This is a genomic window from Tenacibaculum sp. MEBiC06402, assembly GCF_049239625.1.
Lineage (GTDB): Bacteria > Bacteroidota > Bacteroidia > Flavobacteriales > Flavobacteriaceae > Polaribacter.
In genome coordinates, this window is sequence record NZ_JBMKKT010000101.1 from 94,992 (window position 1) to 119,814 (window position 24,823).

The 24,823-nt window shown below is 32.3% G+C and carries 19 protein-coding genes and 1 tRNA gene; 13 read left to right on the forward strand and 7 right to left on the reverse strand.

From position 1 onward, the window contains the following. Window positions 1–5: 5 nt before the first annotated feature. From ACOSP6_RS13955 to ACOSP6_RS14000, 10 genes are all read left to right on the forward strand, one after another. Window positions 6–2,081 carry a contractile injection system tape measure protein gene (locus ACOSP6_RS13955; RefSeq protein ID WP_422094541.1) on the forward strand — a complete coding sequence of 692 codons (2,076 nt, stop codon included), beginning with the start codon at window positions 6–8 and terminating at the stop codon, window positions 2,079–2,081. Window positions 2,082–2,124: 43 nt separating this feature from the next. Continuing rightward, complete coding sequence (locus tag ACOSP6_RS13960; protein ID WP_422094540.1) at window positions 2,125–2,583, forward strand: hypothetical protein; 459 nt, start codon at window positions 2,125–2,127, stop codon at window positions 2,581–2,583. A gap of 3 nt (window positions 2,584–2,586) precedes the next feature. After that, complete coding sequence (locus tag ACOSP6_RS13965) at window positions 2,587–3,717, forward strand: eCIS core domain-containing protein (protein WP_422094539.1); 1,131 nt, start codon at window positions 2,587–2,589, stop codon at window positions 3,715–3,717. Between the two features lie 36 nt (window positions 3,718–3,753). Next, window positions 3,754–4,323: a hypothetical protein gene (locus tag ACOSP6_RS13970; RefSeq protein WP_422094538.1), complete on the forward strand. Its 570-nt coding sequence runs from the start codon at window positions 3,754–3,756 to the stop codon at window positions 4,321–4,323. Between the two features lie 81 nt (window positions 4,324–4,404). Beyond that, the gene (locus tag ACOSP6_RS13975) at window positions 4,405–8,415 is read left to right on the forward strand and encodes a hypothetical protein (protein ID WP_422094537.1); all 4,011 of its coding nucleotides are present in this window, start codon (window positions 4,405–4,407) and stop codon (window positions 8,413–8,415) included. 12 nt (window positions 8,416–8,427) lie between these two features. Next, window positions 8,428–9,048, forward strand: a complete 621-nt coding sequence (locus ACOSP6_RS13980) for a hypothetical protein (RefSeq protein WP_422094536.1) — start codon at window positions 8,428–8,430, stop codon at window positions 9,046–9,048. Window positions 9,049–9,099: 51 nt separating this feature from the next. Further along, window positions 9,100–13,416 carry an eCIS core domain-containing protein gene (locus ACOSP6_RS13985; protein WP_422094535.1) on the forward strand — a complete coding sequence of 1,439 codons (4,317 nt, stop codon included), beginning with the start codon at window positions 9,100–9,102 and terminating at the stop codon, window positions 13,414–13,416. Next, window positions 13,409–14,107: a hypothetical protein gene (locus ACOSP6_RS13990; protein WP_422094534.1), complete on the forward strand. Its 699-nt coding sequence runs from the start codon at window positions 13,409–13,411 to the stop codon at window positions 14,105–14,107. The genes ACOSP6_RS13985 and ACOSP6_RS13990 overlap by 8 nt, the downstream gene beginning before the upstream one ends. Before the next feature lie 107 nt (window positions 14,108–14,214). After that, window positions 14,215–15,033 (forward strand): peptidoglycan-binding protein, encoded by an 819-nt coding sequence (locus ACOSP6_RS13995; RefSeq protein ID WP_422094533.1) that lies wholly within the window; start codon window positions 14,215–14,217, stop codon window positions 15,031–15,033. Window positions 15,034–15,040: 7 nt separating this feature from the next. After that, window positions 15,041–16,393 carry an ATP-binding protein gene (locus tag ACOSP6_RS14000; protein ID WP_422094532.1) on the forward strand — a complete coding sequence of 451 codons (1,353 nt, stop codon included), beginning with the start codon at window positions 15,041–15,043 and terminating at the stop codon, window positions 16,391–16,393. A 90-nt stretch (window positions 16,394–16,483) separates the two neighbouring features. On the opposite strand, the gene ACOSP6_RS14005 is transcribed toward ACOSP6_RS14000, so the two are convergent. From ACOSP6_RS14005 to ACOSP6_RS14025, 5 genes are all read right to left on the reverse strand, one after another. After that, window positions 16,484–16,930 (reverse strand): hypothetical protein, encoded by a 447-nt coding sequence (locus ACOSP6_RS14005; protein ID WP_422094531.1) that lies wholly within the window; start codon window positions 16,928–16,930, stop codon window positions 16,484–16,486. Between the two features lie 98 nt (window positions 16,931–17,028). Beyond that, on the reverse strand, window positions 17,029–17,793 hold the full coding sequence (locus ACOSP6_RS14010; protein WP_422094530.1) for a membrane metalloprotease: 765 nt from the start codon (window positions 17,791–17,793) through the stop codon (window positions 17,029–17,031). A 17-nt stretch (window positions 17,794–17,810) separates the two neighbouring features. Further along, window positions 17,811–20,270, reverse strand: coding sequence for a carboxypeptidase-like regulatory domain-containing protein (locus ACOSP6_RS14015; protein ID WP_422094529.1), 2,460 nt, complete (start codon window positions 20,268–20,270; stop codon window positions 17,811–17,813). Window positions 20,271–20,316: 46 nt separating this feature from the next. After that, entirely contained in the window at window positions 20,317–21,225 is a 909-nt protein-coding gene (locus ACOSP6_RS14020) for a FecR family protein (protein ID WP_422094528.1), read from the reverse strand. A 39-nt stretch (window positions 21,226–21,264) separates the two neighbouring features. Next, window positions 21,265–21,786, reverse strand: a complete 522-nt coding sequence (locus tag ACOSP6_RS14025; protein WP_422094527.1) for an RNA polymerase sigma factor — start codon at window positions 21,784–21,786, stop codon at window positions 21,265–21,267. Window positions 21,787–21,960: 174 nt separating this feature from the next. Here ACOSP6_RS14025 and ACOSP6_RS14030 point away from each other — a divergent pair, with 174 nt between their 5' ends. The 3 genes from ACOSP6_RS14030 (at window position 21,961) to ACOSP6_RS14040 (ending at window position 24,315) form a co-directional block, all read left to right on the forward strand. Further along, window positions 21,961–22,917 carry a DUF4382 domain-containing protein gene (locus ACOSP6_RS14030; RefSeq protein ID WP_422094526.1) on the forward strand — a complete coding sequence of 319 codons (957 nt, stop codon included), beginning with the start codon at window positions 21,961–21,963 and terminating at the stop codon, window positions 22,915–22,917. Window positions 22,918–22,979: 62 nt separating this feature from the next. After that, on the forward strand, window positions 22,980–23,555 hold the full coding sequence (locus tag ACOSP6_RS14035) for a porin family protein (RefSeq protein ID WP_422094525.1): 576 nt from the start codon (window positions 22,980–22,982) through the stop codon (window positions 23,553–23,555). Between the two features lie 31 nt (window positions 23,556–23,586). After that, window positions 23,587–24,315 (forward strand): hypothetical protein, encoded by a 729-nt coding sequence (locus tag ACOSP6_RS14040; RefSeq protein WP_422094524.1) that lies wholly within the window; start codon window positions 23,587–23,589, stop codon window positions 24,313–24,315. 92 nt (window positions 24,316–24,407) lie between these two features. On the opposite strand, the gene ACOSP6_RS14045 is transcribed toward ACOSP6_RS14040, so the two are convergent. Both ACOSP6_RS14045 and ACOSP6_RS14050 read right to left on the reverse strand, forming a co-directional pair. Next, window positions 24,408–24,563 carry a hypothetical protein gene (locus tag ACOSP6_RS14045; RefSeq protein ID WP_422094523.1) on the reverse strand — a complete coding sequence of 52 codons (156 nt, stop codon included), beginning with the start codon at window positions 24,561–24,563 and terminating at the stop codon, window positions 24,408–24,410. A 115-nt stretch (window positions 24,564–24,678) separates the two neighbouring features. Continuing rightward, window positions 24,679–24,752, reverse strand: a tRNA-Asn gene (locus tag ACOSP6_RS14050). Window positions 24,753–24,823: the final 71 nt, after the last annotated feature.

A 24,823-nucleotide genomic window follows, 5' to 3' on the forward strand; every position in this document is an offset into this window, starting at 1 on the left:
TTCAAATGAGGATTCAAGAACACATAATAAATAAAGTCGCAGTAGACATCAATACCAATTCCAATAAGGTAGCGGAGGAATTGAAAGATACTATTGATACTTTTTTAAAGGAGGAAATATTTCCTCTAATTGAATCCTTTTTTGAATCAATTTCTTCTGAAGATTCTATAAAACTAATACCAAAGTTATCGTTAGATATTAATGTTTCTAATCAGAATTTTTCAATTACATCAGAAGCTTCCAAAAGAGAATTAAAAAAGCAAATCTCAAATAAGTTAGCAGAAATTATCAATGAACCAGAAGAAAATGATATTGAAATTAAAGAGAAATCTTTTCAAAATTCCAAAGCTGATACCTTTTTCTCTTTTATAGAAAACGGTACTTTTTCTTGGTGGAATAATCAAACGGAGAGTTTTAGTTTTAGTCAAAAAGATCTTTACGAAATTACCGAAACTTCAGGCTTCAGTTCACGGTTTTTAAAAGTATTACAAACTCCATCCCAAAAAGTAAGGTTATTAAATCAGTTTTTAGATACGGAATTACAAATATTATTTCTTGGAATTGTAAACAAGCCTATATTTTTCAATCAATTGTTATCCGAAATAAAAGAAATTAGTTATACAGTAAACACTTCAGAGACTAAAAAAGAAATTTGGAACGCTTTTATTCATTATACATTGCAATCAGATTTGATAACTTTTTTAGGTTATATAATACGTCTTTTTGAATCTAATGAATATCAAGAGGATGAACAGTCGAAAGCAAGTTTACAATTATTTTTAAGAGCAATTCTGAATAATCATTCTGATATAAAAAATGTAATTCCGAATGAGATAATATCAAAAATAGAGCGTCTTAGTTTCTCTGAAAATCAAAAGTTTGATGTTGTTAAACAAACAAAGAATCAATTAAAGTCCAACGATTTATCAGTCAAAAATAAATCTGACTTCCGCTCAGTTACAATTCAAAATGAAGATGAAAAAATTTCGGAGAGCCTTTTTTTAGAAGAAACTGAAAAGTTAAAAAATACTATTGAAGATTTTAAAACTAAGAAAGATAAAAATCAGGAAACTCTCAAAGAGGAAAAGTTTTTAGAAAAAGATAAAGTAGTTGTTGAAGAATTAACTGACAATTTAAATGCTAATAGTGAATCATTGGAAAATGATGAGTTTTCTCAAAAAGAGAATGTATCATTTAACTTGAAAAAAGACGAAACTGTTCAAAATCCTAAAAATCTAGATTCTTCAACTGTACCAAATCAAGATGAAATTACGGCTAGGGAAAATAAAAGTCAATTTGAAGATAAATCTTTAGAGAAAGCTAACAGCTCAACATCAGAATCAATAAACAAAGAGAGTTCGGATAAAAGTTTTACATCGGAGACAGATTTACCAATTAAAGAATCGACGGAAACAACTTCTAACATGAAAAGTTCAAATATTGATGAATTAAAAAATGGTTCTAATGCATTCGATAAGGAATTTAGAACTATTGATGTAAAATCTGAAAATAATTTGAATTCTGATGAGAACCAAAGTATAACACCATTGAAAAATATAAAAGAACTATTCAAAGGTTTTAACAAACCTAAGTCGTATATCATAAATAACGCAGGACTTATTTTAATTCACCCATTTTTAAAGCAGTTTTTCACTTCATGTAATTTACTCAATGATAAGAATCAAATTATAAATCCATCAGAAGCGATTCACTTATTGCATTATGTTGCTACCAAACAAGAGAAGCAACTCGAAAGTAATTTGGTGTTTGAAAAGTTCTTGTGTAACATCCCAATCCACCAAACTATAGAAAGAGATATAAAGCTTTCAGAGGAGACGAAAGAAAATGCAGAAAACTTACTAAATTCTGTAGTCCATAATTGGGAGATTTTAAAAAATTCGTCACCAGATTTAATTCGAAATGAATTTATTCAGCGCCAAGGAAAATTAGATTTGACTAAAGATAACCCTCAGCTAACTATTGAAAGAAAAACACAAGATATATTATTAGATAAACTACCATGGAGCTTTGGTTTATGTAAACTACCATGGATGAAAACATTACTATTTACAGATTGGTAAATAGCAAGCTAAGAGTATTAAAATTACAATAAGCTTTTAACCGATGAAAACAAAACTAACTTACTTAATTCCGATAGCTATTACAGCTATAGTACTTTATAATATTGATTTAGAATTAATTCATTTAAAATCCATATCAGAAATTGAGCTCAGCACACTATTTATGTCATTTCCAGTAATTCTGGCATTAACAGAAAGGTTTAATGAAATTTTTATCGTTTCGAAAACTGCCACTAAAGAAGGAAATATTCAAAAAACAACAATGGCCTCTTTTAGCGTTGGTATTGTATTAGCAATTGCTGGATTTAGAATACTAGAAACATTTATGGAAGTTCCGTCGGAAGCCTTTACAATTCAAGCAATCGTTTTCAAGTTTGTTGATACAATTTTAACTGCAGTTGTTATTGCAGGAGGTACAGATGGTTGGCATCAAATTATAGGTTTGATTCAAGACATTACGAAATCTAAAAGAGAAGAGGCTAAATCAACAAAAACTGAATAGGTCATGTTTAGAAGAGATAAAAAGCATAAGTATGGGAGTACTAATAAGGAACAAGATAAAGCATTTATTCAACCAAAGTTAAAAATGGGTAAAGCTGGAGATAAGTATGAGGTAGAAGCAGATAAAATGGCTGATAAGGTGGTTAATAATGCTGCCGATACGAATGTGCAAAAAAAAGGAAATGAAGAAGAAGTTCAACAAAAACCATTAGGATCAGAAGTAACTCCTTTAATTCAACAAAAGGAAGCTTCTGAGGAAGAACAACCTGTTCAGAGGATGGAAGAAGAGGAAGCGGTTCAAAGTAAAGAGGAAGAGGAGGTTCAAAAAATGGAGGAGGAAGAAGCTGTTCAGAGTAAAGAGGATGAGGAAGTCCAAATGATGGAGGAAGAAGAAGCAGTTCAAAGTAAAGAAGAGGAGGAAGTACAAGCAAAATGCGCAGCTTGCGAAGGAGAAGAGAAAGCTCAGAAAAAAGAAGATGAAGAAGTTCAAAAGAAACAAACTAGTACAAAACAAAATTCAGGAAATAATTCCTTTGAAAGTAGGCTGAAAAGAGGAAGCGGAGGACATAAATTAGATAGCCAAACAAAACAAGAAATGGAATCTGGTTTCGGAGCGGATTTTTCGAATGTAAATATTCACAACGATACTGAAGCGGAACAAATGAGTAGCGATATAGGGGCGCAAGCGTTCACACATGGTAATGATATTTATTTTAATAAAGGAAAGTACAATCCTAATTCTAAAGAAGGTAAACATTTATTGGCGCATGAGTTAACACATACCATTCAACAAAAAGGAATGGTGCAGAAGAAAGTTCAAAAACAAGAAATGCCTAGCTACACCTGCTCAGGCAAAGCTAAAAGAGGAACTATTACTCCAAGAATAAAAATTTCAGGATTCACAGATGCTCCAGAGGGAACTAAAATTTCTTTTCATTATCTAAGTGGAGCTGGTTGTAGTTCGTCTCATATGTCAATCGTTCCGTTTGGTTCTACCAGAGTGACTATGTTAGGGTATTATTCCGCAACTTTTACAAGTATGATGACGATGATGCCTCCAATCGGAGCAACATTTATAGCTGTTGTTGGAAATACCAATTCATATTGTTGTATTACCGTTAAGCCAATGAGATAAAAGAAGTATAGATAGAATGATATAAACTTTGTAGTTATGGTCGACTCAACAAATACTAAATTTTCAACATCAGTTATAGCCATTACAGGACTAATTACAGCTATCGGTAGTGTTATAACAATTCTTTTTAATGCGGGTATAATTGGTAAAAAACCAGTTAATAAAAACAATTCAAAAGAAAAAACAGAAAAGAAAGTCGTAATAGATCATTCTAAACTTCCAGGAGACTTAAGAACAAAGGAAATTGATGTAGTTCCTAGTGTTAAACCACCAAAACCCAAGGTAGTAAAAGCAATTGTTAAAAATTATAATTTGACGGGGAAATGGATAGATGCTGATAGTCCAAATGCTAGGTACCAAATAAATCATGAAGATTCCGGAGCTATTAGTTTTACTGAATATTCATTAGTCTTTGGAGAATGGATTGCTACTGCGTCAGGTACAGGAAAAGTTACCAAAAGAGGCGTGAGTATACCCTACAAAACTTATTTAGGAACTAACGGAAAATTTACAGGAAAAATAACAAATAACGGAGAAAAACTTGAAGGGAAGATTCAAGATTTTGATGTAGGTATGTCCGTTACAATAAACCTTCAAAAACAATAGACTATGTTTGCGCCAAAAATTCAACATACTAAACATAGTTCTCGGAGTAAAAACTCTAACGTTTCTTTTATCCAACCAAAAATGAAGGTTGTAAAACCTGAGTCGAGCAAAGAAGATGTTGGAGTAAAAGATTCGTCTAATGAAACTGCAAATGAAGCAGCAACACAAGCGAAAAAGGAGACCTCACCATTTATTGCTCCAAAACAAAATAACAACCCAAATCAGAAATTACAAAAAGTAGTAACACAAGATTCAGAAAAAGACTCGAAAGAAGCATTAGTTAAAGATAAACCTCAAACAGAAGTAGCTTCAAAAGTTAAAGATTCAGGTGTAAATGCAAATGGTATTTCAACTGAAACTTTAAATAATTCAAACCCTACAGGAAATGGAGTATTAACAGCTTCGCCTGGTCCTAATGCAAAAACAGTTTCACCAGAATTAAAAGAAGGAGATAAAGAACAAGATAAAAAAGAGGAGAAGGATCAGAAAAAAGAGAGTAAAGCAGACAAGGAGAATAAGATACCTAAAGCTCCTACAAAACCAGAAGATGATCCGGAATTTCAAGCTCAAATAAAAGCAACTGAAGCAGTAAAAGAAGAAAAATCTCAACACCCAGATCCGAACACTAAGGTAACTGAACAGCAAGAAGCAGGACATGCTTCACCTGCTACGCAAACAACTAAAAACAATCAACAGGCTCATGCGACATCTATGGAAGCTACTTCTGAGGAAGAAAAGAAAAGAGAGCCTTTTACACCTGCATCGTTTAAAAAGTTACTAGAAAAAAACCTTGATGATTTAGAAAATCAATTACCTAGAAATTCAGATGAAGCTCAAGACTTTAGAGATGATAAGCCAATTGAAGGAATCAAAAAAAACATATCTGGGCAAGTAACTTCAGAAAGTGATAAACTAGCTGGGCCAATGAAACAGGAAGCAGATAAACCTGCTCCAGACAGTGGTCAGCCAACTTTAGAAGCTCAGCCTTTACCAGTAGCAGATCCTGGAGCGCCACCAAAGCCATTGAATGCTCAGGCAGCAATTCCAAAACCAAAAACCAATCAAGAGATTTCGATGGAAAAAGAAAGTCAATCTCTTGATGATTACATGAGTGAAAATGAGGTAACGGATGAGCAATTGGCTAAATCAAATGAACCTAAATTTACGGGCGCATTAGATGAAAAGAATAATGCACAAACCGAAGCTAAATTAGCGCCAGTTAAGTATAGAAAAAAAGAACAGGCTCAATTAGGGGCGGCAGAAAAAACTGCTACAACAACAAGTCAAGAAGGTTTGGATCAAATGCAGGCAGCAAAATTGTTGTCGGAAAATACAGTTCTTACTAATCAAACTACGAATAAAACGAGTGATAAAACCGAGCAAGAGAAAATTTATGCTGAGTTTGAAGCTATTTACAATGAAACTAAACAAAAAGTAACAGATAGTTTAGAGAAATTATCAGAGGATGTTGATAAGAAATTCAGTGAAGAAGCAGAAAGCGCTCAGAAAATGTTTGAGAAAAATGTAGAAGATGGTTTAGGAGAAATTTATGGTTGGACAGTGGTTGATGACTGGATTTTTGGTGAAGATACAGAAGCTATTGATAGACTATTTAGATCAGAAAAAAGAAAGTTCGTATCTAAAATGAATACCGTTTTAGATGATATTTCTGTAATTATAGCCGATGGTTTAAATGGAGCTTTACAAGCCATTGAAGATGGTAAGAAAAAATCAAAAGAAAAGTTTGACAGCTTAGATGATTCTCAAAAGAAACTTGCTGAAGATGCGTATAACGATTTTAATGATCAATATGCTGATTTAGAAGATAGCGTTTATGAGAAACAAGAAGAACTTGCATCAGACTTGGCACAGTCATATAAAGAAAATGTTGACGTACTTCAAGAGAAGTTTGATGAGATAAAGGAAAAAGTAAGTGCAGGTTGGATAGGAGCTGCCTTTAATGCATTAGCAGGTGTTATCAAAACAATTCTTAAAATTAAAGACTTATTACTGAATTTATTGTCTGCAGCTGTAAGTGCTATCGGAGCGATTATTTCCGATCCAATAGGATTCTTAGGTAATTTAATTAGCGGTATAAAACAAGGTTTTGTTGATTTTGGCAGCAATATCAAACAACACATGATTAAAGGATTAATCGAATGGTTAACAGGTTCTTTAGGCAATGTGGGTATTACTATGCCAGATAATCTATTTAGTCTTTCAGGAATTTTCAGTTTGGTTACGCAAATGCTTGGATTAACTTGGGATTATTTTAGAAGTAAAGCAGTTAAATTACTAGGAGAACCGGTAGTTAACGGAATGGAAAAAGCTGTTGAGGTTTTCCAAATCGTTAAAAAAGACGGAGTAACAGGTTTATGGGAATACATCAAAGACCAGTTTACGAACTTAAAAGAAATGGTCATGGATGCCATTCGAGATATGATTATCACCAAAGTTATTGAAGCTGGAATTAAATGGATTATGGGATTATTAAGTCCGGCTGGTGCTTTTGTAAAGGCTGCTATGATGATTATTGATATCGTGAAGTTCTTTGTAGAAAGAGCAGCACAAATTTTCGAATTGGTTACTGCATTTATCAATAGTATAAAAGCCTTAGCGGCAGGAAATGTAAAAGCTGTTGCCAAAGGAATAGAAACAGCACTAGCAAAAGCATTACCAGTATTAATTAGCTTCTTAGCTGCATTGGTAGGTGTTACTGGCCTTACAGGGAAGATTCAAAAAATCATCAAGAAAGTTCGTAAGAAGATTGATAAGGCTATCAATAAAATTATTCTAAAAGCGAAGAAAGCGTTTAAGAACTTAGTTAAAAAAGGAAAGGCTAAGGTTAAAGGGGCAGTTAAGAAAATCTTTAAATGGTTGAAGTTAAAGAGAAAATTTAAGACTAGAGATGGAAAAAATCATAAATTATTTTTAGAGAAAAAAGGAGGGAAAACTAATTTAATGGTGGCTTCCAAAAAGAAAAAATTATCCACTTTTTTAACAGAAGTTGATGCTAGAATATCGGGTAAAGAAGATGGAGAGGAAAAACAAGTATTAGTAACAGCGAGAGGTAAAGTAAGTACTCACTTAGAAAAAGCTCAAGAAATAGTCGATGATCTTCAACTTGAAGAGAAAAAGAGTGCTCCGAGAGAGAAAAGAATAACAGAGCTTGATTATCAGCTTAGAGAAGAGTTCAAAGTTATAGCGGAGAATCTTATTATTTTAGGGTTAGATCCTGAAAATTCTAATAACATAGCTTCTAAATTGGAAGTCAAATCTAGAACAAATGGTCGTCCAAGTAAAGTAGTTGGGGATCCAATTACTCCGATAGCTGGAAATACTAAAGGTAGTCCACCAGTTAGAGGTCAGTCAGCTGTTCCTCCAGGATGGGGATATTTGGTTAATTATGAAACTACAAAAGGTTTAAAGGATTATGTAAAACATAATTGGGTACGTTTTCATATTATTCATGAAAGTTTACATGGACCTGGTAATGAAGAATGGAATCTTGTTCCTACAAGAAAAGGACCTAATAAATTAGCGAATCTAAAAGCAGAAAAGAAAGCTTTGAAGTTAGTAAGAAAACCGGAAGATGTTATTTGGTATCAAACAACATTAGATTACAATCATACAGACCATCCAGATTTTCCGTCAAATATTGAGATACAATGGGCTAAATATAAAATTGCAAGAAATGGAAATATGACAAAAGGTAAGATTAACACATCAGGACCTATTCCTGTTGATGCACCACCAGAAATGACCTCTACAGGAAGTTTACCTATTTATAAGATATTAGGAAAGGCAAAGAATAAGCTTAGAAGTCTTCCAGGTTTTAGTGGAGCAGGTTCAGGAGGAAGAGCTCAAAGAATTAATAACTATTATAATACTGAAGGTCAAGGCCCATCAAGTCAATCTGATTTGGAAACATTTTATGAGCAAAAAAGAGATTTTCTGATTAATAATGGGCATGAATTGAAAAATATAGTATTTAAGCCAGAATATGCCGAAGCAGATTACAGGCATTTAACGGACCTACACGATCAAGAAATTACTATTGACGGTGTTAAAAGTAAAATAGACATTAATTAAACTATATTGATTTTGGATTTAAAAGAAAGAATTAGAAATATCATTTGGGATTGCCAGTATAATGAATTTACAAAAGAAGTTAAGACCTCTATAGGAGAAAAACTATCTAAAAATAGTGTAAAGGAAATAGAGAATAAGTATAGAGTAATAATTCATAAAGAGGTAAAAGATTTTTATGAGAAATTAAATGGTTTCAGTTTGTGTTGGGGTTTGAAAGGAGATGTGTTTAAGGAAAAGACAATAGAAAGCAATTTGATCTGGGGAAATATTTACTATTATAATTTGAAACAAGTTTTTAAAGGAGAAAATGAACTAGAGCCTTGGAGAGATATTTTATGGTTCGATTTTGATGATAATAAAGAAGAGTTGAAACAGTTAAGACCATTTGATCTTCATAATGAAGATATAACAGCTTGCGCATGTTTTAAAGTGATCAATGGTCATGTTAGTAATGATGTGTATTATTATGATATCGAATATGGCATAAATAAAATGGAGTTAAGTTTTTTAGAATACTTTGAGAGAAACCTAAAGTATAGAGGAATTGTTAATTGGCAAAGGAAATATTTATCTGAAGAGAAAGAAGAGATGAAATTAATCGAAGCTACGTTAAAAATGATTGGATTTCAATAAAAACTAGAATCAACAACCCAAAAAAACTAAGGTATATAATTAATTAAACTAATGTTTTCACCAAAAACCCAAAATACTAAACCAAGCGTTGCTACAAATTCTTCAGAGAATTCTTTCATTCAACCAAAATTGAATGTAGGAAAACCTGGAGATAAATATGAAGTAGAAGCGGATCGTGCAGCTGATCAAATTGTAGCTGGTGGAAAAGAAAATAAAACATCTTCATTTTTTGCGCCATCAGTTCAAAAGAAAAACGAGGACGAGGCTCAAAAACAAGAGTCAAATGAAAATGAGATTCAGCAAAAACCTTTAGTCGATCCAATTACTCCTGGAGTTCAACTCAAGTCAGAATCGATATTACAAAAACAAGAAGAGGAAATTCAACAGAAAGAGGAGGAAGATGTACAAACTAAAAAAGAATCAACAGAAACCTCTTTAGGCGGAGATATAATCCAGCAACAAGCAGAAGAAGATATTCAAGAAAAAGAAGACGAAGACATACAAGAGAAAGAAGATGAAGAAGTTCAGCAACTGCAAATGTCGGGGGGTGATAATAATTCGTCTTTAGAAAATAATCTAAGCAATTCAAAAGGAGGTGGAAACCCATTACCAAGTAACACTCAAAACGAAATGGAATCTGGTTTCGGAGCAGATTTCAGTGGAGTAAGAGTCCATAACGATAACAATGCCGTACAAATGAATCAAGAGTTAGGTTCTCAGGCATTTACCAATGGAAACGATATTTATTTTAACGAGGGGAAATACAATCCTGAAAGTGATTCAGGGAAACATTTATTAGCTCACGAGCTTACACATACCGTTCAACAAGGAGCTTCTCCAACAAATACCGTTCAAAAATCAGAAGGAGAAACAGAAAGTACAACGTTAGTTGCACCAACACAACCTCAAGATATTACCAATGGATTACAGCTATCAGATGATTGGCTAAATTATATAGAACAAGAATCTAGTACTAGAGATTTTGATGTTGCCGTTAAAATTGGAGAACGTTTTACAGGTACTATAAAAATTAGAAAATTAGGTAGACCTGCTGAAGGAGAAAGCCAGAAATTTGAACTTGCCAGTACGAGAAGTAATAACTCCTTAGATGTAGGTGGTATGGAATTTTTAAATCCGCTTCGTAATGCAGGAATTTTCCCAGTATTAGTATTGAATAGGTTTGGTGAAGAACAAAATACTACAGGTTTTTTAAGTGTTAGAGTTGGAGAAGATGTAGTTCCAGATGTATTAGGAATTATTCACAAGATAAATGAAAATCTAGAAGCAATGAGTTTCCTTGGCTTAAGTCCTATTGAAGTTGCTGAAGGATTAGAAAACCGATTTGAAAGTGGTGGACTAAACTTTAGAGCGAATAACTTATCTGCTAATATTGATGGATATATTGAAGCTACAGGAAGTTTAGGTATTACAGATTCTACTATGACTTTTGAATTAAATTCTACCGTAGACGTTGCTGGTTTAGCATCGGGTGAGTTTAATGTAGCTCGTGGTGCAGACGGAAAGTTAAGTGGTCAAGCGAGTATAGCGGCAGATATTGCTAATGTAAGCGCATCGTTAAACGTTGAGTATGATGACGGAGCTGTTACCATTCAAGGTACTGGACGAATGAATTCAGATAAATTCTCTGGTGAAATTACATTATTAGTTACTGATGCGGTGAGATCAACTCAAATGATGCATGCTGCTTTAGGTGTTGAATCTATGGAACAAGAGGCGGATGCGCCAGCTCAGGAGCAAACTGCAGTTCCTAAAACAAAAAACAATCAAGTTTTAGCAGGTTGGGGAGAAGTTACTGCTTCCATTACTCCTTGGTTAGAGGGAACTGCTAAAATTGGAATCGATAATGAAGGTCATGTAACCATTGTAGGTGAAATCATTGTTCCTGATGAAATCGAATTGATGGAGCAACGTGGTAAAAAGGTTGATATCTTTCAAGTAGAAATCAGAGCAGGATACGGAATTCCTTTGGTTGGACAAGTATTCTTATTTGCGAGTATTGGAATGTTTGCAAATGCAGGATTTGGTCCATTAGTGCTTAAAAACGTTGGATTTACAGGAACGTATTCTACTGATCCAAACGTATTACAAGAGTTTAGTATCACAGGTACTTTAGGAATTAATGCTTTTGCTGTTCTAGGTTTAGAGGCAGAAGCAGGAGTCGGAGTTACCATACTTGGACATGATGTAAAAGCGGGTGTAAATGTTACGGCAGCAGCTGGTTTAAGAGCGTATGCAGAAGCTACACCAACTTTTGAATATAAAGAAGAGCAATCTCCAGAAGGAGGAAAAGTTGGAGAGTCTCGATTAAAAGGACATTTTGAAGCTGCGGCTCAGTTGTTCTTGCAGCTTTCAGGAGCGTTATTTTACGAGTTAGATAGTCCTTGGTGGTCGCCAGCACCAGACGGAAGAGAAGAATTCCCATTAGGAGAAGTACAATATCCAATTGGAGATAGTTTAGGAATTGGAGCTGATGTTGATTGGTTAGTTGGAGGAGAAGAACCACCAGAACTAACATTCTCACCAGTGGAATTTGATCCAGATAAGTTTACTGCCGATGTAATGGCGGATCCACCTCCAAGAAGTATGGGAGATAGTGAATCCAATCCAGCAGGAGAATGGCAAGGTGAAAACGCGCCTGGAGATCAAAATGAAAATCCTGAAATTACAGGTGAAGGAGAAGGGTTGCCTCCAGGAAGAAGAGAAGAAGATTTACAGAATCTTCCTGATGAGCAAAAGTATATGAGAGCGTTAGATGAGCTTTCACAAATGGAAAATGCCAATCCAAAACCAACAATTGGTGATGTGGAAGCTAAAATTAACACAGTAAAGCGCAGGTACGGTATTAGAAGAATTGATACTAGAAATGAAGAAGCTGAGAGTGTTGCAATTTTTGTGCAGCATGGAGAGCAAGATAATGGAAGGCATCTATTAGAAATTGCTTTGATGAGTGAGGCAGAAAAACAAAGAATTCTTGCTGAATCGATTGTAGATTTAAGATCTCGAGAGAGAAGAGCAGTAAATGAAGAGGATAAAATGGAAGAATCTTCGGCTTCTGATATGTTGAATGCATGGAAAAGGGAGCATCCTGTCGTTCAATCGGTTAGGGTTGTAGATGGAGGTAATACGTGGGATTATTTCATAGATACAGGTAGTAGAAATCAAACAGAAATAGGAAAACCTAAGTTTGAAAATTCTGAAGAACAAGATGTAAGTGAAACTTCTGGTAACCAAGATTTTGATACTATAATTGGTTTGTCATCTCCTATTAATGTTGATGGTGGTCATACATTAAAAATAGAAGGGACTTTAGAAAGGGTTGAGATTAATGTTTACAGTGAAAAGCAAACATTAAACGCTCTCTTAAATGACAAAAGACAAGAAATTCATGATAATCCTGCAGACCCTAATCATAGCCAAAAAACAACAGCTATAGAAAACCTTTTTAATGAGAAGAGAGTTTTAGGAACTAATATTGGAGCATATAAAAGGGCAGTGGATAATGCTTACAATCAAGGTCATGGTAATGAACCAATAAGGGTTGCTTATAACTTAATCTCAACAAATTTAACAAATATAGCTGCAGATTTGGTTATCATAGGTGTTCTAGAACATACTGTTGAACTTCCAATATCAAGAGTCTCTTTTGAGACAGATAGTAAAGGAAGAGCTTACATAATGAGAGCCGCTCCATTATCTAAAATACCTGGAAATACGAGAGGATCAACTCCAACTCAAGATCCTATGGGTTGGACTAATATTCCTGTTTCATTAAGGAGAGGAGGAGCATGGGTTAGAGCTCATATGTTAAATCATAGGCTTCATGGACCAGGTACAAGAGAGAATTTATTCCCTGGTACTAGAGATATGAACTTAAGAGATATGGAAAACCAAGTAGAACATTTTGCTAAGGAAGCTGTTTGGGATGAGAATCAAGTTATATTTTATAATGTTGATATATCTTATAGTAACACAGGTGTTTATGAGGATATTCCTACTGTGGTTGTTATGAGTTTTGGCCCATATGATGTTGAAAATAATACTCCAGGTTCTCCAACCGTACGAAAAACTTTCACTCAGGCCCCACCTTCAACTGTTGTGCGAATTACTATTAATAGTTCTAACTCAGGCGCTTTAAATTCTAAGGCATTAGATGAAGGAGGTACAAACGGAACAGGTCTTTCAGGCTTTTTTGATAGATTAGTTCAAGGTAGACCATCAGGAGGATATCAAAATATAGTTCAAGTAAGATCAATAGTTTCTGGATTATATAAAGATCAAAATGCTTTTATGGCTGCTTTTACTAAGTTTAATAATCTTGTTAATTCAAATATTTTAGAGTATGATTAATATTAATGAACTTTTTCTGTTCAAAATGCTGGAAGAGGTAGGTTACGCTTTTGAACATGGCGTTAATATAAAAACACCAGCAACTTATGCATTACCTCCCAGTAAGCTAGTCAAAAATGAAAACTTATTACCAGAAAGTTTAATAGCTTTTTATCAACAAACTTCAAAACTGGAGGTCTTATGGGAACTTCAAAATACAGAAGAGAATACTATACAATTTAAGGAGGATAAATGGTTAAAAGAAAAGTATTTTGATAATAACTACGATTGGGGAGTAGTTCACGAATACTTAAGTGGCTTTATTAATATTACTAAAAGTGAAGATATATTCAATGTGGACTTTTGTAAAAGTCAGTCTTATTATTATACTTTATCAAAAAAGGAAGAAAACGAAAACGACTATTTTCCATTTGATATTTGTTGGGATTTAACAGCCTGTTTGAAGAAAGAAGGAGACATAATTATAGATAATATTTGGTTAGTTCATACCAATGCTAATGAAGTTTATGATATGAAAATAGGTATTGAAGAATATCTAAAATTGAGTTATAAGTCTAAGTGTTTTCATTATTGGCAATTAATCTATTTATTTAAAGAAAAATCAGAATATTTTGAATTAATGAGACAATTTTTACCTAAAATACTACCTCATGTAGAATTGGATTTAACAGATTTTGGTATACAAATGTAAAATATTGTTCCCAGTCATTTCACCCTTTTAATAACCATAAATATCCTGATTGTTATACAAACTTATTCGTTAAATTTAATTTCCCAAAAAAATAAAACCTACTACAAATGAAAAAAAACTGGTATCAGAAAGAATTGGTGATTAAAGACACCCAAAGAAGAAATGGAGATCATAATAACCGAAAAGACACTAGAAAGATTCAGTCTTGGTTAACGTTGTATAGTATTCAAAATCCACATAATGGAACAGCAACAGAAGTCGATGGGGATTTTGGCCCTGCTACTGAAAGAGCAGTTAAAAATTTTCAAAAAGCAAAAGGGTTATTTGAAAATGGTATTGTAACTCAAGAAACTTTTGATGTGCTTTGTGGTAATTTAAAAGAAGCTTTTGATAAACCACTTACTGCTACAAATTTCCGAGATTTAGTTTTAGAGACTGCTGAAAATCATTTAAAAAATCATCCATATGAGTTAATAATTAATGGCGAATCAAATAGCGGGCCTTGGGTAAGATCTTACATGGACGGAAATGACGGTTCTCCTTGGTATTGGTGCATGGGATTTGTTCAAGCAATTATTGACCAAGCCGCAAGTGCGCAAAATAAAAATTTCAGAACCTTAATGCCACGAACGTATAGTTGCGATACAGTTGGTACGACTGGATTAAACAAAGGTATTTTAACACGTTATACGAAACTGAGAAACGATTCATCTTTAATTAAGCCTGGAGATATTTTTCTTATACAAAAGTCCTCATTTGATTGGACGCATACAGGAATTATAACTTCAGTAAATGATGATGTTATAGAAACTATTGAAGGAAATACAAACATTGCTGGTTCAAGAAACGGTGTTGCTGTTTTAAAGAGAACAAGAAACCTATTAAAATCTAAAATAGATGTTTTTTCTATTGAACCATTAGTGTAAAAAATCAATGAAACAACAAGAACAAACCACCTTAATTCAAACATCACATTTTGATGAAAAATTTTCTTACCTAAAAGAGTTAATTTTTTATCGATTAAAAAAAGAATTTACGAATGAAGAACCGCCTTTTCCGGTGTTTAATAATATTGTAAATGATGATTCTGAATTTTCACAATTCGCTAAAAGCCATCAGTTAGATTATGATGAGATTTTGGTATTATTAATTGCACTAATACCTCATATTTCACCAAATTTTTACACAGATATTATTACCGATTTTTTTCCTAACGGAGGAGAGTTTCCTGGTTTTGGTGGTGTAAAAGGAAAGAATCATAGAGGAATTATTCCAACAGGTGAAACCTTACTTTACATTCTAGCAGGAAAAGAAACTACAAATAGAGCTCATATACTTGATAGAATGCTACACAATAGTGTATTATTTAAAAATTCAATTCTAGAACTAGAAAATGTTCCTTATGGAGAGCCGTTTATGAGTGGAAAAATAGTGTTGAATAGAGAATATGTACATTTATTTTTAACAAGTAAAGAGCTAAAACCACAATTAAGTCAAGAGTTTCCTGCAAGTTTAATAACAACTAAGTTAAATTGGGAGGACCTAGTTTTAAACACAAAAACACTAACAGAAGTTAGAGAAATTGAAAACTGGTTAGCATATAATGATGTTCTTTTGAACGATTGGGGAATGTATTCTAAAATTAAACCTGGATATCGAGTATTATTTTGTGGTGTACCAGGAACTGGAAAAACGTTGACAGCAAGTTTGTTAGGAAAATACACAGGAAAAGATGTTTACAGGGTAGATTTATCTATGGTAGTTTCTAAATATATTGGTGAAACAGAGAAAAATCTTTCTAAACTTTTTGACAAATCAATTAATAAAGATTGGATTTTATTTTTTGACGAAGCAGATTCTATTTTCGGAAAAAGAACGAATGTAAGAGATGCACACGATAAATATGCAAATCAAGAAGTTTCTTATCTATTGCAAAGAATTGAAGCACATCCAGGGTTGATTATTTTGGCTTCGAATTTTAAAAACAATATCGATGCGGCTTTTACACGCCGTTTTCATAATATAATTGAATTTGAAGCGCCTAGTTATGAAGAACGCGCTGTTTTATGGAGAAACAACTTACCTAAAGGAATTGAGTTAGAAGCTTCTTTAACAATCGAAGAATTGGCAAAGAAGTTCAGTATTACAGGGTCGAACATTGTGAATATTATTCACTATGCATGTTTAAAAACCTTAGCGAATAAACAACAAGAAATCCAAAGACAGTACATCTTAGAAGGTGTAAAAAGAGAATATTCTAAAGAAGGAAAAACCATTAATATTTAATTAATCGTTCGAGTATTTATATAAAAAACATCGCTATTTAATAGCGATGTTTTTTTGATTTTAAATTTAAAATAAAGTGTAAAACTTGCCTTAAAATAGACGCAAACCTACTCTTGGTGTACTTATTCTTACGTTAGTACTTATTGTACTTCTTCTTCTCGGATACCTATGATAATGGTATTCATAATATCCATGGTGATAATGTGAAGCATAACTATAGTAAAAGTGACTATGATGATTGTGATCATGACAATGTTCATAATGCTCTTCATATGCATCTCTTTTACCTTGCTGATAAGCTTCGTATGCTTCTTTATCTCTTTCTTTTAAATCCTCCTCGTATTTTTCTTGTTCTTTCCAGAACTTTTTTTCTTCACGTTTGTTTTCCGCTTTAAAGTTTTGTTCAAACTTAGCATCTTCCTTCGCTCTTCTTTTGTAGTATGCTTCTTTATCTTCTTTGGTTGCAGTTTCTTGTGCTGTAGATTGTATAGAAATAAATGCACATACTATCAATGTCATTATTTTAAGTGTCTTCATGATTTTATGATTTATATTATTAATCTTTCTATTAAGTAGACACCTAAAAAAGAACTTACCCTACCTCTAATTCTTTTTTTCTAAAATGTGATTGAAAATTATTTACCACCGTTGGCTTTTAAATCTTGAAGACAAAATGAATCTAAGTTTGGGATACTTCCACCAGACAGCATGTCTAGTGCTCCCTGAGCTGTTTCTACACGCCAATACATTAAACAACTTTCTGTAGTACAATGACGACCATTTGCAGTATCTTGATGGTTATCTTGCATTGGAGTTCCTGCGTTTACCAATCCTAAAATATGACCAAATTCATGATTGATAACAGTAGTTTCAATAGTTGAAGTTGATGGAGAGAAAGGATCTGAGCTCAGGTCTTGAATAGTTTCTTCAAAAATTACAAACGACGTGTTTTTATGAGCAACTCCTAACACTGAACTATTTGAAGTATTTTCTGAATAAGCGCCATCTAGGAATAAAGCGAAAACAGCTATTTCATTTTCATTATTGAATTGATTTCGATGTGTGTTTTCAATACTTCTTACATCGTTAATGGTATAACTTGTTTTATTTGAAATCGTAATTTCCTTTTGGATAATTTGAATTCCTTGTGGTTTATTTAGTCTCGATTCTAAAAAAGAAGTAAAATTTGAAATTGCTTGTGCGCTAGGTTGCATATCTTTTACATAGGCAATTTCTACAATTAATTTTGTGTAGATACTACTAGAAAGTAAATCGTTAGCAGAATCTCCAACCGCACCGTTGTTTTCATTTTCAGCTCCTGTAACAGTATTAGATTCACTTGAGCAAGAAGTTATAAATAGAATAAGAAGAAGTAGTATGTGGGGAATGATACGTTTCATATTTGTACTTTTTTAGGCTAAAAAGTAATCCTACATGTGATGTTAGGAGTAATCTTTAGCGAATTAATATCTATTTGTTTAGCGCTACTTTCATCATTTTCATCAACAATAAAATATCTGTGAAGCGTTTGTTTTGAATTTAAAACATTCAATATTCCTGCTTTAAAATCTAATTTCAAATTATTTCTAAACAGTTTGGAATAACTAGCAGAGACATCAAATCGACTGTAAGCTCCAAGTTGTTCAGCATTTAGTGTGTCGTAATTAACAACAGTAAAATTTCCGTTATTAGTAGTTTCATTTCCTGAAACAGGAACAGTATAAGGTCGCCCAGATTTTATATTGGAAACCATTGACAAATTAAAACTATCATTAAAAGCATATTGAATTCCAGTTGTTACAGAATGACGAACAGTATTGCTTGAGGGGAAAGGATCGTTTTGGATTTGAGTATATAAAAGCTCACTATTTCCGTACGTATAACTCGACCAAAGGTTCAGTTTTCTAAAACGTTTGTTTACTAAAAATTCAATGCCGTACGATTCTTGCTCTCCAGATAATCGTCTATCTCGTAATTGATTTTGAAATCCTTGTCCTGAAATAAGAATGCCGTTAGTTTGTTTATAATATACTTGAAGATCAACTAATAATTTGTTTTTATTAAATGAAAAACCGGTCGTTCCTTGCATGCTTTTTATCAACGGAATTGTTTCATCAACAATAACCCATCGTCTATTTTCCACACCTAAAAAGTCGTCTAAGAAATCAATTACTTGTGAAGTATATTGCGATTTTTGCTCATAATTTCCAATAAGCGTAAACGCATCAGAAAGTTGATAAGATAAATTAATTCTAGGTTCTACGGTTTGTTCATTGATTTTACTAAAATGATTATATCTCAGTCCAAATCTAGCGAGTAACTTTTTATCATTAAAAGTATATTCACCAAAAACAGCATTGTTTAATACCACGCCTTTTTGAATTCTAATAAAAAATGGATCATCAATATTAGCAGTGCTTTGCACACCTGACTCTGTGAATTGATATCCGAATTCTAGTCTATTTTTTACATCAAACTCATAAACTCCAGAAGTTTTTATGGCATTTTCATTTACTTCATTTCCTTGAATAACTAATTGCTGTTGTTGATTTTGATAGTTGTCTGATTCAAGATTATACAAAGTGTGGTAAAAATCAACACTCCATTGAAATTTTTCAGAGGCTTTATACTTATAAATAGCTCCGAAAGCCCTTGATTTTTGATCAATTTTATCAGTTAAATCACTTCCTTCAACTTCACGGTTTTTCAGTAAATTATTAATGTGAATGTAATTAAACTGAATGGTGTTTTTTGCGTTCGGTTTTATAATGGTGTTTAAATTAAGATCAAAAAAGCTAAAATCAGTGTTTTCAGCATTTCTTCCAATATCATTATTTTGAAAAGTTTTTTGGAAGTAAGCATCATAAGTTGGTGTGCTAACGATGTTGTTAATGCTTTTTCTGTAAGAAGCATTGAGTTGAATTTTATCAGAAATAGGAGCTTTTACATATACGTCCGCCGAGATGAAATTTACGCCGCCTCCAACTTGAATGTTCTCTTTTATAGTTGAGTCAGATTCAAGAAAAAATGTGCTTGAAACTCCGTTGTTATATTGAGCACTTGTTCCGCTTTTAATTACTGAAATATTTTCAGTTAAAAATGGATTAATCCCCGAAATCAATCCAAAAAAATGCGAGGAATGATACATGCGGATGTTATCCCAGTATAGAGTGTTTTGATCGCTGGCGCCGTTTCTTACGTTAATGTTTGCAATAGATTCATCCACTGCTTCAATTCCTGGTAAAATTTGTGAAGTTTGTAATAAATCAGGTTCCACCTGACCACCTAAAACACCAAATTTAGTAGTATTCATTCGAACAGTTCCGTCTGAAGTTTTATCTAAGCTTTTTAGGATGTAGTTTTTAATAAATACGTCGTCTAATAAAACACCTTGTTCAAACACATTTATACGAGGACATTCGTTATTCTTTTTATAGAAAGAATTCACATTTTTTACCTGATTTTCGAAAGACAAATGATGTATTTCAATAAAGTCTGATATCTGTAAATTTGAAAGTTCAAAATAACCAGAAGCATCCGAAATAGTTCCTTGGTTTTTTCCAAACACCAGAATATTTGCATCAGAAATTGGGTTGTTGTTTTCATCAATTAAATACCCACAAATAGAGATAAGATCATTCTTTAAAGCAATAGAAACATATCGGTCACTAATTTTTGTTACTTGTAAAAATGTAGCGTCATTAAAATAATTTATAATTTCTTCAATAGATGAATACTCTGCTATATCAAAAGTATCATCAATTTTTATAAGTTCAATAGAGTTACTAGTGTAGGAGAATTTAACATCAAATTTCTTTTCTAAATCAGCAATGATTTTTTTAAATGGTACTGATTCTTGTGCTTGAATCTTAACCAAAGAAACAAGTAGGATGCATAGAATAAAGATGCTCTTATAAAAAAGGCTATTTAAAAATCTCAATTAAATTATTGTTTTGTTGATACTTTAAGTTTAAAGGTAAAGTAACAGATTTAATTGCTGAATCTAAATTATTGTTATCAAATGCTCCTGTAAAAATATAATCTGTTTCAACATTTTTAAGTGAAATTTTCACATTGTACTGACGTTCTAATTCGTCAATAACCTCTTGATATGGAACTTCATAAAACACACTTTCTTTATTCATCCAATTAGGAGTTTTTAAAGTTTCATCGTTGAATAACACAGGTTCATTATCTTTATTTAAACGAACACCTTCTCCCTTAGTAAGAGTAAATACTTTGTTTAACGCTTTCACTTGTACTTTTCCGGTAAAACAAAAAACTGTAAAGTCGTTTTTTCTTGATTTAATATTGAAGCTAGTTCCTAACACACTTATATTTCCGTATGAGGTTTCAACAACAAACTTTCCTTTTTTAACAACATCAAAAAAAGCTTCACCTTCTAAATTAAGTTGTCGGTTATTTTCAAAGCCTTCTTTGTTATAACGAATGGAACTTCCTGCGTTTAATTGAATTACAGATTCATCTTGTAGTGTAAAGGTTTTATTCTCCGCAAATTGAGTTGATATAGTTGTGCTTGAATTGTTCAGTAAAAAATAAGTGGTTAAACCTAACAATATCAATACTGAGGCAGCAACTCTAAACGCCAATTTTTTGTAAAGAGGAATTACTTTTGTCTCCTTTCTTTCCGCAAATCGTTGTTTAAAATCAGCTAAAGCTACATCAGGATTTAATGTAGGGAAATCCAAATATTCCGAAGCTTTAGAAATTTCAATATAATTTCGATAATCTTCTGTTTGCTGAAATTCTTTTAATTCTTCAGCAGACATCTCATTATTGAGCCACTTTAATATGTTTTTTGTGTTATCCATTTACATCTAGACAATTAGGTTGTAATCTACCCTACCTAATTAATTAAATTCTTCTATTTTTTCTCTTAAGTAAACAAGTGCTTTACTCATCCTCTTCTCAACAGCCTTTACAGAAATATCGAGTAATTCTGCTATTTCTCTGTATTTTTTTCCTTCAATCCTATTCAATAAAAAAACCTCTCTTTGTGCTTCAGTTAAACCTGCAATAGCTTTTTCTAGTTTAGTTTTAAACTCTTTTTGACGCAAAGTATATTCAGGAGATTCTTCATCTATATATAAATTGGGTGTTTCTTGCTCGTAAGCACGAACTACCTTTTTATGTTTCGTAATGTTATAGAATAAATTTCTAGCAGTAGATAATAGATAGGCTTTGGCTTTTGTAATATCAAACTTGTTACAGTTTTTCCAAATACGAATAAATGCTTCCTGAGCTATATCGTAAGCTTCGTCTCTATTATTGTTTTTTGAAACAATAAATCTAAAAACTTGATTAATTTCTTTCTTATAAAAAGCATCAAATTGTTTCTCGTTACAAAGATCAGTAAAGTCTGTTTCCAACATATCTCAAATTTACTCTTTTAAGATTCAAAAACAAATTATTCCTGGAAAACAGTATTTAAATATCTGTTTTTCAATGTTTTAAAAATTTATTTTAAAGAAGGGTAGGGTTGTTTAAGTATTAGGTGTCTACTTGATGTAAGCAAAAAAATAATAATAACTTTTAAAACAATAATTATGAAAACTTTTAAAAACATTAGAAAAAACCTTACTACTAAATTTATGTTGTTGGTAGCTGCATTTATAGTTTCATCATGTTCTAATAATGAAGAAAATATTAACGATACTCAAGAAAGTGCTTCTAACTTTTATATTACAGATGCACCAACTGATAATGCAAATGTTAGTGGAGTTGTAGTTACGATTGCAGATTTACGAGTAAATGGAATTTCAGTAGAGAATTTTACAAAAACTACTATCGATTTGATGGAATACCAAAATGGGACTAAAAAATTATTAGGAGATTTAAAATTAATGTCAGGAACGTATTCTAGTATTGAGTTGGTGTTAGACAATCAGTTTGATGCTTCTGGTAATGCGCCAGGTTCTTACGTAAAACTAAACGATGGTACTAAAGATGAGTTGTCTTCAACTGCTATGTCAACGATAAACATTGCAAAATCTTTTGAAATTCTTCCTGGAACTAGTAATGTTGTTCTTGATTTCGATATTAGAAAAGCAATTGTATCTAATTCAGGAAACTTTGAATTTGTGACTTCAGGTGAGTTAAGAAATAGTATTCGTGTGATTAACGAAGAAATGAGCGGTGAAATTTCAGGTACTTTAACCGATACTCAAAATACTTCAGAAAAGATTATTGTATATGCATATGAAAAGGGAAGTTTTGATGCAGAGGTTGAAACTAATGGACAAGGAGATAGTAATGTTATGTTCTCAAATGCTGTTACTAGTTCTGTAGTAAGTGAATTAACCGCAAATTACGAGTTGAACTTTTTAAAGGAAGGTGAGTACGAATTACATTTTGTGTCTTATAATGATAGTGATAATGATGGTGAGTTCGAATTTAATACAATGTTAGAAGTTGAATCTAACTCAAATGTAAACTTTAAGAGTATTAATGTTACTTCTAGTTCATCAATCAATTTAGTAGCATCAGTAAAAGGAACTTTCTAAAAAGAACTAAATATTAATATATGCGCCGAAAACACTTTCGGCGCTTTAAAAAATATAGTATTATGACAAATCGAATTTTAAATTTTTTAATCCTAATCTTAATAACTTCTGTTTCTTATGCACAGAGTAAAGGAACTTCAAATTCAGGAATTAAGGCTGGATATAATATATCTTCAGTAAGAAATAATGATCAATCAGAGACAAATCATAAGAATGGCTTCCACGTAGGACTTTACAATGAGTATTTTATAAGTAATAATGTGGCGTTTCAAACAGAATTAGTATACTCTCAACAAGGATATGAGGTTCAAAACAATAGTTACAAATTAACACAAGAGTTAGATTATATTAATTTAGCTACCACGTTTAAAATGTACCCGGTTAAATTCTTTTTTGTTGAACTTGGTCCTCAATTAGGTTATGCGATATCACATACGGAAAGAACAGAATCTTTTATAAATAGTACAAGAGAATTTACACCTAATTCATTTACATGGGGTTTGAATGCTGGAGTTGGATTAGTGTCTAAAGGAGGTTTTACATTATCTGGAAGATATTATTACGGTTTAGGAGAAATTGTGAATGATACTGAATACTTTAATAATGTTTTACAACTTTCAGTTGCGTTTAAATTTTAATATTTTCACAGAGTAATAATTCCAGCAAAGAATGAAATCGATTCATCAATTAAATTTTACAAGAAAGAGTTTTAAAACTGTAATAAAGTTAGGGGTAATTTGCTGTGTTGTTTTATGTTTTTATGGTTGTCAAACTGATATTGATATAACGGAAGGAACTGCTCCTAATCAAAACACTAATACAGCAAATTCAGAAACAACTAAATCTTTTAGAAGGATTAGTATGCTAGATGGTTCTGCTGACGATTTAATAGATAATAATCCATGTGGTTTGGTTGTGCTTCCGGTTTCATTAGTGGCTAATGGAGTATCAGTTACTTTGAACACTTTGGCAGATTTGGCTCAAGTTGAAACTATTTTTAATCAGTCGAATACAGATGTTGATACGATTGAATTTAATTTCCCTATTCAAGTAACTAAATACGATTATACAACTCAAAATGTGCTGAATCAAAATGGCTTAAATGACTTAATTACTGAATGTGATGAGTTAACGTTGAATAACGATGATCCGATTACTTGTGTAGATTTTGAATATCCTTTTCAGTTTTCTATTTATAACTCAAATTTAAATTTATTTGATGTCATTGATGTTTCTTCTGATGTAGCACTATTTTCTTTTATAGAAAACTTATTACCCGTCGATATTTACTCGGCGAAATATCCAATAACGGTTTTTGAAGCTGGACCAATAAATACTTTGATAAATTCGGATAATGAACTAGAGTCAATCATTTCTAATTGCACAAATTCATTTTAGAATGAAAACTCTACCTTAAGACAAGGCAATAATAAGATTGCTTGCCTTTAAAGCAAGATAAACTGATAGTTTTAGATTAAGAAAAAAACAATTTAGTGATTGCTTCTTTTCTTTGAGTATTTGTTAGAAGAAACATTTGGCTCTACCTGAATTTTATCACTATCCTGTGAAGATTTTGCAACAGAAGTAGAGCTAGCGCAAGCTCCTAAAAAAAGTAAACCGAATAATAAGTAAAATATTTTTTTCATAGTTACAAATATACGAATAAATCATTTTTGTAATATCCTAATTGTGAATTATATAATTTTCAATAGCTAAATTTGAAGAATAAAAAAAGTCCAACAAATTGTTGGACTTTTTTTGCTCCCCCTCTTGGGCTCGAACCAAGGACCCTCTGATTAACAGTCAGATGCTCTAACCAACTGAGCTAAGGAGGAGTTTGCGACACATTTCGTGTTTTGCGAGTGCAAATATAACACCGTTTTTTTATTCCGCAAACTTTTTTTTG

Bases quoted from the DNA above. Each gene is read 5' to 3' on its own strand.
- ACOSP6_RS13955 (WP_422094541.1), top strand. From the start codon at position 6: ATGAGGATTCAAGAACACATAATAAATAAAGTCGCAGTAGACATCAAT.
- ACOSP6_RS13960 (WP_422094540.1), top strand. From the start codon at position 2,125: ATGAAAACAAAACTAACTTACTTAATTCCGATAGCTATTACAGCTATA.
- ACOSP6_RS13965 (WP_422094539.1), top strand. From the start codon at position 2,587: ATGTTTAGAAGAGATAAAAAGCATAAGTATGGGAGTACTAATAAGGAA.
- ACOSP6_RS13970 (WP_422094538.1), top strand. From the start codon at position 3,754: ATGGTCGACTCAACAAATACTAAATTTTCAACATCAGTTATAGCCATT.
- ACOSP6_RS13975 (WP_422094537.1), top strand. From the start codon at position 4,405: ATGAAGGTTGTAAAACCTGAGTCGAGCAAAGAAGATGTTGGAGTAAAA.
- ACOSP6_RS13985 (WP_422094535.1), top strand. From the start codon at position 9,100: ATGTTTTCACCAAAAACCCAAAATACTAAACCAAGCGTTGCTACAAAT.
- ACOSP6_RS13990 (WP_422094534.1), top strand. From the start codon at position 13,409: ATGATTAATATTAATGAACTTTTTCTGTTCAAAATGCTGGAAGAGGTA.
- ACOSP6_RS13995 (WP_422094533.1), top strand. From the start codon at position 14,215: ATGAAAAAAAACTGGTATCAGAAAGAATTGGTGATTAAAGACACCCAA.
- ACOSP6_RS14000 (WP_422094532.1), top strand. From the start codon at position 15,041: ATGAAACAACAAGAACAAACCACCTTAATTCAAACATCACATTTTGAT.
- ACOSP6_RS14005 (WP_422094531.1), bottom strand. From the start codon at position 16,930: ATGAAGACACTTAAAATAATGACATTGATAGTATGTGCATTTATTTCT.
- ACOSP6_RS14010 (WP_422094530.1), bottom strand. From the start codon at position 17,793: ATGAAACGTATCATTCCCCACATACTACTTCTTCTTATTCTATTTATA.
- ACOSP6_RS14020 (WP_422094528.1), bottom strand. From the start codon at position 21,225: ATGGATAACACAAAAAACATATTAAAGTGGCTCAATAATGAGATGTCT.
- ACOSP6_RS14025 (WP_422094527.1), bottom strand. From the start codon at position 21,786: ATGTTGGAAACAGACTTTACTGATCTTTGTAACGAGAAACAATTTGAT.
- ACOSP6_RS14030 (WP_422094526.1), top strand. From the start codon at position 21,961: ATGAAAACTTTTAAAAACATTAGAAAAAACCTTACTACTAAATTTATG.
- ACOSP6_RS14035 (WP_422094525.1), top strand. From the start codon at position 22,980: ATGACAAATCGAATTTTAAATTTTTTAATCCTAATCTTAATAACTTCT.
- ACOSP6_RS14040 (WP_422094524.1), top strand. From the start codon at position 23,587: ATGAAATCGATTCATCAATTAAATTTTACAAGAAAGAGTTTTAAAACT.
- ACOSP6_RS14045 (WP_422094523.1), bottom strand. From the start codon at position 24,563: ATGAAAAAAATATTTTACTTATTATTCGGTTTACTTTTTTTAGGAGCT.